Here is a 6284-nt window from a genome sequence, read left to right as displayed (position 1 = left end):
AGTGAACGGTTGCGTTACTGATTCCCCAACCGACCCGGCGTAAACGCTCACGACGGAATTCATAGGATTCGTATGGCAGCCACGCGCAGTGCGTACCGGCCGCCGGTCGCTGCGCAGGTCCATACCTCGTTCATATGTACGGCCGTTTGCGCTGTACCGCAGGCTATTTCGCCGCTCTATCACGCTCTTGTGCAATTGGCGCCGGCCTGCACTTCGCCCGCGAAGCGTAGTCTGGAATAGGTGTTCTCATCCCGTGGTCAACTCCGGACCACAGGCATATCCCCCGCTCCTGCGCGTGTCGTGGTGGGATGGTCCTGTTCATGCGTCGTTTTCTGGGTGACGCTCGCGACCATACTGCCGGTCACGCTCTGGCCGCTATTGGCGACTCGGCAGCTGACGGGGGCCCACTCCCGAATCGCCGAGACTGCCAGGCAGACCCGTCAGCGGGTCGGAATTGACCGCCAACAAGAACCGCATCGCGGCCGCCGTGCCCGAACGCGCCGACGTCGGGTAGCGCGACCGGCCGGCAATCGAGGCGGCAACGATTGCCATCATGCTGATCCTCTTTGTGGTGTATCGCACATTCGTCACGACGTTGCTTCCACTGCTGACAATCGGGATATCCCTGATCCCGACTCACAGGCCCTACTCGTGCTCGCGGGACGCCGCGACCGGGCGGCGCTCCGGCGTCTCCGTTATGGCGGCCCTCCGGGCATCCGCCGCAAACGCTGCGTGATCACAACCGAAACTCGGCTCCCATCGAAGTAGGAAGCTCTTAGGAGGAACACCATGGTCAACTACAAGGTCAACCACAACCGATTCGGCCGAGCGACCGAAACGGTCCGTCGAGGCAGCGGCAGCTTCTTTCAGCCGCCCCGTCCGGCGACGGATTTCGCGCCCTGGATCAAGCGTCAACCGGGTCCGGCCGGTCGCGCCGGGCAGGGAGCGATCATCGTGTTCCCACATGCCGGTGCCGCCGCTTCGAGCTACCGGACATTGGCGACCGCCCTGGCCGCGGGCGGTGACACCTTCGTCGTGCAGTACCCGAGGCGGGCCGAGAGGCTGAACCATCCCGCGCCCCAGACGATTCACGACCTGGCACACGAACTGTTCCAGGCCGGGCCGTGGCACCAGGCGGCGCCGCTACGGTTGTTCGGGCACAGCATGGGCGCCCTGGTCGCCTTCGAATTCGCCCGCATCGCTGAGCAGCATCGGATCCCCGTGCACAAGCTGTGGGTCTCTGCCGGACCGGTGCCGTCGTCGGTCGCCGCGCTACCCGAATTGCCCACCAGCACCAGCGAACTACTCGCCGATCTGGCCCGCCTGGGCGGCACCGACCCGCGCTTGCTGGCCGATGAGGAGTTCGCTCAACTGATGGCCGAAGCGGCCCGCTGCGACTACGAGGCACTCAACCGCTATGAGTGCAGCGACCGGGTGCGCATCCGCGCCGACATCCACGCTTTCGGCGGGCGCAGCGACAATCGCGTCGACGCAGGTTCGCTGCGGCGTTGGGCACACCACACCAACGGCTCGTTCGGGATGTCCCTCTTCGACGGCGGGCACTTCTTCATCAATGAGCACACCAATACCGCCGCGAACCGCGTCATCACCGACGTGTGAGCGCCAGATCGATCGGAGACTTCACCAGTGCGAGCTCAAACCGTTGCCGACCCAGTGACAAGCTCATCGACAAGCCAAGTGCCGCAAGACAACCAGCTCTCACCGGCCGACCAGTCCATGTTCTGCACCCTGCGTGCGATGAACCGTGATGCCGTCGTCCAGTGCGTCTGGCTGTACGAACACCCCGTCGATATGAACGCGCTAGGCCGCTTTCACCACAATCTCGGCTATGGGCTGCTGGGACGCCGTATCGAGCGTTCGCCCATCCCCTTCGCCCGGGACCGGTGGGTTCGCGACAGGTGGCCGGCCCCGCTGCACATCGATGAAAGCGCCCGGCCGCGAGCCGAACTCGGTGACTGGATCGACGAGCGCGCCCGGCTAGAGGTCGACCCGGAGCACGGTCCCGGTTGGCATCTCGCCGCGGTGCCATTGACCGACGGCACGACGGTGGTGAGTCTGGTGGCCTCGCACTGCTTGATCGACGGACTCGGTGTGGTTCGCGCGATCGCGGACGCGGCCGCCGGCCACCGGCGTGAACTCGGCTATCCCCCGCCGTGTTCACGGACCCGGTTGAAGGCGCTCAGACAGGATGCCGGCCGCACGATCCAGGACGTTCCGGATGCCGCGCGTGCCTTCCGCGCGGCGGTGAGGCTGTCGCGCCAACGCCGACGTGCACCGTCCGAACGGGCAACTCCCAAGCAAAGCAACAAATCTGACCACGCACGCCCAGATGAGCGGGTCGCCGTTCCGGCCGTCGTCATCCACATCGATGCCGCCGACTGGGATGAACGCGCGCGGGCACTCGGCGGAACCAGTCATCACTTGGCCGCCGGCCTGGCCGCCAAACTCGGTGAGCGACTGGGCCGCCGGCGTGCCGGCGACGGCGCCGTCAGCCTGCAGGTTCCGCTCAGTGACCGCACCGAGCAGGACACCCGCGCCAACACACTGTCCTTCGTCAGCGTCGGCGTCGACCCCACCGGGGTCACCGCTGACCTGACCGACACCCGGGCGGCAATCAGGAAGACGTTCCAGACATTGCGGGAGAACCCAGCGCAGGCCTCACCCACCCTCCCGCTCGCCCCGCTGGTGCCCTTCATCCCTAAGCGGGTGCTCAGGCAGGCAGCCGAAGCGGAGTTCGCCTACGACGATCTGCCGGTGGCCTCCTCCAGCCTCGGTGAGCTGGCCGACATGGCGGGGTGCCCGGACGGCACACCAGCCGAATACGTGTTCGGCCGAGGGGTGATCCAGCGGGTGCTCCGCCATGACCTCGAGCACGCCAACGGCGAACTGGCGCTTTGGTTTCTGCGCATCGGCGGCAAGATGTGCGTCACCGTCGGTGCATACCAGCCCGGCGGCGCCACCACCAAGCCGATGCTGCGCGAGTTGGTCACCCGCACCCTTGGCGAGTTCGGCCTTCGTGGGGTGATCGAATGACCGACGTTGCCACCCCCGTTTCGGCCGCGCAGTTGCCCCCCGGACCGCCCCGGATCGTGCCCAAGGCGCTGCAGGGTATCGCCTTCTTCGCTGCCCGGCGTCGCACCACGCAGTGGCTGGCCCGCCGATACGGTGGCGCGTTCACCCTCAATCTGCCGGTGTTCGGACGGCTGGTGGTGGTGGCCGAACCGGAGCTGGCGAAGCGGGTTTTCATGAGTCGGGCCGACAATCTGGGAGCCATCGAGCCCAATCTGAGTCGCCTGTTGGGTTCGGGCTCCGTCTTCGGCCTCGAGGGCGCCGAGCACCGGCGCCGGCGGAAGTTGCTGGCTCAGCCTTTCCACGCCGCCAATATGAAGAACTTCGAGCGGATCGTCGAACAGGAAACGCTGCGGGAGATCGAGAATTGGCCGGAAGGAACGGAATTCGCAACCTTGCCGGCGATGAAAAGTATTACGCTCAACGTCATCCTGCGAGCGGTCTTCGGCGCCGAGGGCGACGACTTCGACGAACTGCGCCGGGTCATCGTGCCGTGGGCGAAGCTGGGATCGCGACTGTCGACACTGCCGATGCCGCGGCGGACCTACGGTCGCTACACACCCTGGGGCCGACTGGCCACCTGGCGGCACAGGTACGACGTGGTGATCGACCGGCTCATCGACAACGCGCAGCGGCGACCGGCATCGGCAGAACACACCGACATCCTGTCGCTGATGCTCGCCAGCTCATACGATGACGGTTCAGTCATGTCCCGCAAGGACATTCGCGACGACCTGCTCACGCTGCTGGTCGCCGGTCACGAGACTACCGCCACCACCCTGGCCTGGGCTTTCGAGCGGCTCAGCCGGCAGCCTGAGGTTCTTTCGGCACTCGTCGCAGAGGCCGATACCGCAGACAATGTGTTGCGCCACGCGGCGATCTACGAGGTGCAGCGCACCCGGTCGGTCATCGATTTCTCCGGTCGCCGGGTGCGGGGGTCGGCTTTCGAGCTCGGCCCGAACATCGTTCCGCCCGGGTATTCCATCGTCGTCAGTATCTCTGCATGCCACAACGACTCCGAGTCGTTTCCGGATCCGGACCGGTTTGATCCGCAGCGTTACATAGAGGGCAAACCGTCCCCGTTTGCCTGGATCCCATTCGGCGGCGGAACGCGGCGCTGCGCGGGCGCGGCATTCGCCAAGATGGAGATGGACGTGGTGTTACGAACGGTGTTGCGCCACTGGGAGATCCATCCTGCCGACACCGCCGAAGAGACGATGCGGACCGGCGGCCTGGGATTTCTGCCAAGCGGCGGAGGGCGCGTGATGGTGCGCCGGCGTGCGGTCGCGGCCGCCTGACCGAGGGTCAGAACCAGCCGTCGCGCATCTCCAGGGTGGTGCGGTCCAGACTCAGCAGCAGGTCCAGTTGCGGTCCGGTTTTGGGCAATTCGTAGCCGTAGAAATACCGGGCGGCGAATCGCTTGCCTTCATAGAAGTCGCCGGAGCGGCCGTGAGCGGCGACCAGTTGCTCGAGCCAGATCCACGCGATGACGAGGTGGCCGAATGCCTCGAGATACACCGCACTATTGGCCAGCGCCGCGTCGACGTCGCCCGCCGCGAACATCGCTGCGGTGACGCTGACCAGGCGCTGCCAGGCCGAGTCGAGTTGGTCGGCCATCGCGGCGGCCTCCCCGGAGAGCGCGCTCGCGCGCGAGACGGTGGCCGTGACGACTTTCGTCAGCTCCACCAGGCTGGCGCCGCCGCGTTGAGTCACCTTGCGCCCCAGCAAGTCCAGGCTTTGGATGCCATGGGTGCCCTCGTGGATCGGGTTGAGCCGGTTATCGCGGTAGTGCTGTTCGACGTCGTACTCGCGGGTGTACCCATACCCGCCGTGCACCTGGATCGCCAGGCTGTTGGCTTCCAGACACCACTGCGAAGGCCAGCTTTTCGCCACCGGCGTCAGGATATCCAGCAGCAGCCCAGCGGATTCCGCTTCGGCGTCCGATTCCGGGCTGCTCTGGATGTCGACCAGACGCGCGCAATACAGTGCCAGTGCCAGCGCGCCCTCCACATAGGACTTCTGCGCCAACAACATTCGCTTGACATCGGGATGCTCGACGATCGGCACTTGGGGAGTTTCCGGGTCCTTGCCGGTCACCGGCCGCCCCTGCGGCCGCTCACGCGCATAGTGCAGCGCCTTCAGATACCCGGTATAGCCCAGGGCGATCGCCCCTAGCCCGACGCCGAGTCGCGCCTCGTTCATCATGTGGAACATGTAGGCGAGGCCGCGGTGCGGTTCGCCGACCAGGTAGCCCACCGCGCCCGGCCGGCCGCCGGGCTGATGCCGGCCCTCACCGAAATTCAATGCGGTATTGGTGATTCCGCGGTATCCCATCTTATGGTTGAGGCCGGCCAGCACGACGTCGTTGCGATCGCCAACCGCACCGTCGTCCCCGACCAGGAACTTCGGGACGATGAACAACGAGATCCCACGGGTACCCGCGGGCGCGCCGGCGATCTTGGCCAGCACCAGATGCACGATGTTCTCCGACAGTTCGTGATCGCCGCCGGAAATCCACATCTTGGAACCGAACAGGCGATAGCTGCCGTCGTCCTGTGGTTCGGCGCGGGTGGTGATATCGGCCAGCGACGAACCCGCTTGCGGCTCAGACAAACACATGGTGCCGGTGAAGCGGCCGGCCAGCGTCGGCTTGACGAACCGCTCGATCTGCTCGGCCGTCCCGTGCTGGGCCAGCAGATTTGCATTGGCCAGACTCAACAGCACATAACCGGCAGTTGCCACGTTGGCAGCGTGGAACCACACCAGGCCGGCGCCGGCCACGACGGTGGGCAATTGCCATCCGCCCAGGGCGTGGTCCATGCTCATCGCCAGCAGGTCGGCTTTGGCGAATGCGTCCAACGCCTGCTTGACCTCAGGGATCACACTGACCCGTTCGCCGTCGAACGTCGGCTCATGGGCGTCGTTCTTCTTGTTGTGCGGCGCGAAGTAGCGGGTGGCGAGGTCTTCGCACAGATCCAGCAGCGCCGAGAACGTTTCCCGCGAATGCTCAGCGAAGCGGTCCCGCTTCGGCAGGTCCTCCACCCCCAGCCACTCGAAAAGCAGGAAATCGAGATCACGCCGGGACAGCAGATTGGACGCCATGTCGTTTGCCCTTCCGTGTTGCTTCAACTGTGAGCGTACGGTGGAGGAAGAACTTATATGAGCTAACTAAGCGGCGCGCGGCCGCTGGAAGG

Annotated in this window: 6 protein-coding genes; 4 read left to right on the top strand and 2 right to left on the bottom strand. The window is 65.7% G+C overall.

Annotation, left to right across the window (positions count from 1 at the left end; translation table 11 throughout):
* Nucleotides 1–375 precede the first annotated feature (375 nt).
* Entirely contained in the window at nucleotides 376–552 is a 177-nt protein-coding gene (locus tag C0J29_RS32630; protein WP_162951367.1) for a hypothetical protein, read from the bottom strand.
* Nucleotide 553: 1 nt separating this feature from the next.
* Between C0J29_RS32630 and C0J29_RS34710 the strand changes: the two genes are divergently transcribed.
* The 4 genes from C0J29_RS34710 to C0J29_RS00735 all read left to right on the top strand — a co-directional run bounded on the left by C0J29_RS34710 (nucleotide 554) and on the right by C0J29_RS00735 (nucleotide 4388).
* A complete protein-coding gene (locus tag C0J29_RS34710; protein WP_120791223.1) occupies nucleotides 554–736 on the top strand; it encodes an MMPL family transporter in 183 nt (60 codons plus the stop codon).
* A gap of 53 nt (nucleotides 737–789) precedes the next feature.
* A complete protein-coding gene (locus C0J29_RS00745) occupies nucleotides 790–1620 on the top strand; it encodes a thioesterase II family protein (protein ID WP_120791222.1) in 831 nt (276 codons plus the stop codon).
* Nucleotides 1621–1758: 138 nt separating this feature from the next.
* Nucleotides 1759–3054: a condensation domain-containing protein gene (locus tag C0J29_RS00740; RefSeq protein WP_242460586.1), complete on the top strand. Its 1296-nt coding sequence runs from the start codon at nucleotides 1759–1761 to the stop codon at nucleotides 3052–3054.
* A complete protein-coding gene (locus tag C0J29_RS00735) occupies nucleotides 3051–4388 on the top strand; it encodes a cytochrome P450 (protein ID WP_120791220.1) in 1338 nt (445 codons plus the stop codon). Before C0J29_RS00740 ends, C0J29_RS00735 begins: the two co-directional genes overlap by 4 nt.
* 7 nt (nucleotides 4389–4395) lie before the next feature.
* Here the strand turns inward: C0J29_RS00735 and C0J29_RS00730 are convergent, their stop codons facing one another.
* Nucleotides 4396–6192: an acyl-CoA dehydrogenase gene (locus C0J29_RS00730; protein WP_120791219.1), complete on the bottom strand. Its 1797-nt coding sequence runs from the start codon at nucleotides 6190–6192 to the stop codon at nucleotides 4396–4398.
* Nucleotides 6193–6284: the final 92 nt, after the last annotated feature.

This window comes from Mycobacterium paragordonae, assembly GCF_003614435.1.
Classification (GTDB): domain Bacteria; phylum Actinomycetota; class Actinomycetes; order Mycobacteriales; family Mycobacteriaceae; genus Mycobacterium; species Mycobacterium paragordonae.
Note: the sequence above shows the minus strand (reverse complement) of the source record. Positions and strands in the feature narration are given on the sequence as shown.

Coding starts and splice junctions, on each gene's coding strand:
- C0J29_RS32630 (WP_162951367.1), bottom strand. CDS start 552: ATGGCAATCGTTGCCGCCTCGATTGCCGGCCGGTCGCGCTACCCGACG.
- C0J29_RS34710 (WP_120791223.1), top strand. CDS start 554: ATGCTGATCCTCTTTGTGGTGTATCGCACATTCGTCACGACGTTGCTT.
- C0J29_RS00745 (WP_120791222.1), top strand. CDS start 790: ATGGTCAACTACAAGGTCAACCACAACCGATTCGGCCGAGCGACCGAA.
- C0J29_RS00740 (WP_242460586.1), top strand. CDS start 1,759: ATGAACCGTGATGCCGTCGTCCAGTGCGTCTGGCTGTACGAACACCCC.
- C0J29_RS00735 (WP_120791220.1), top strand. CDS start 3,051: ATGACCGACGTTGCCACCCCCGTTTCGGCCGCGCAGTTGCCCCCCGGA.
- C0J29_RS00730 (WP_120791219.1), bottom strand. CDS start 6,192: ATGGCGTCCAATCTGCTGTCCCGGCGTGATCTCGATTTCCTGCTTTTC.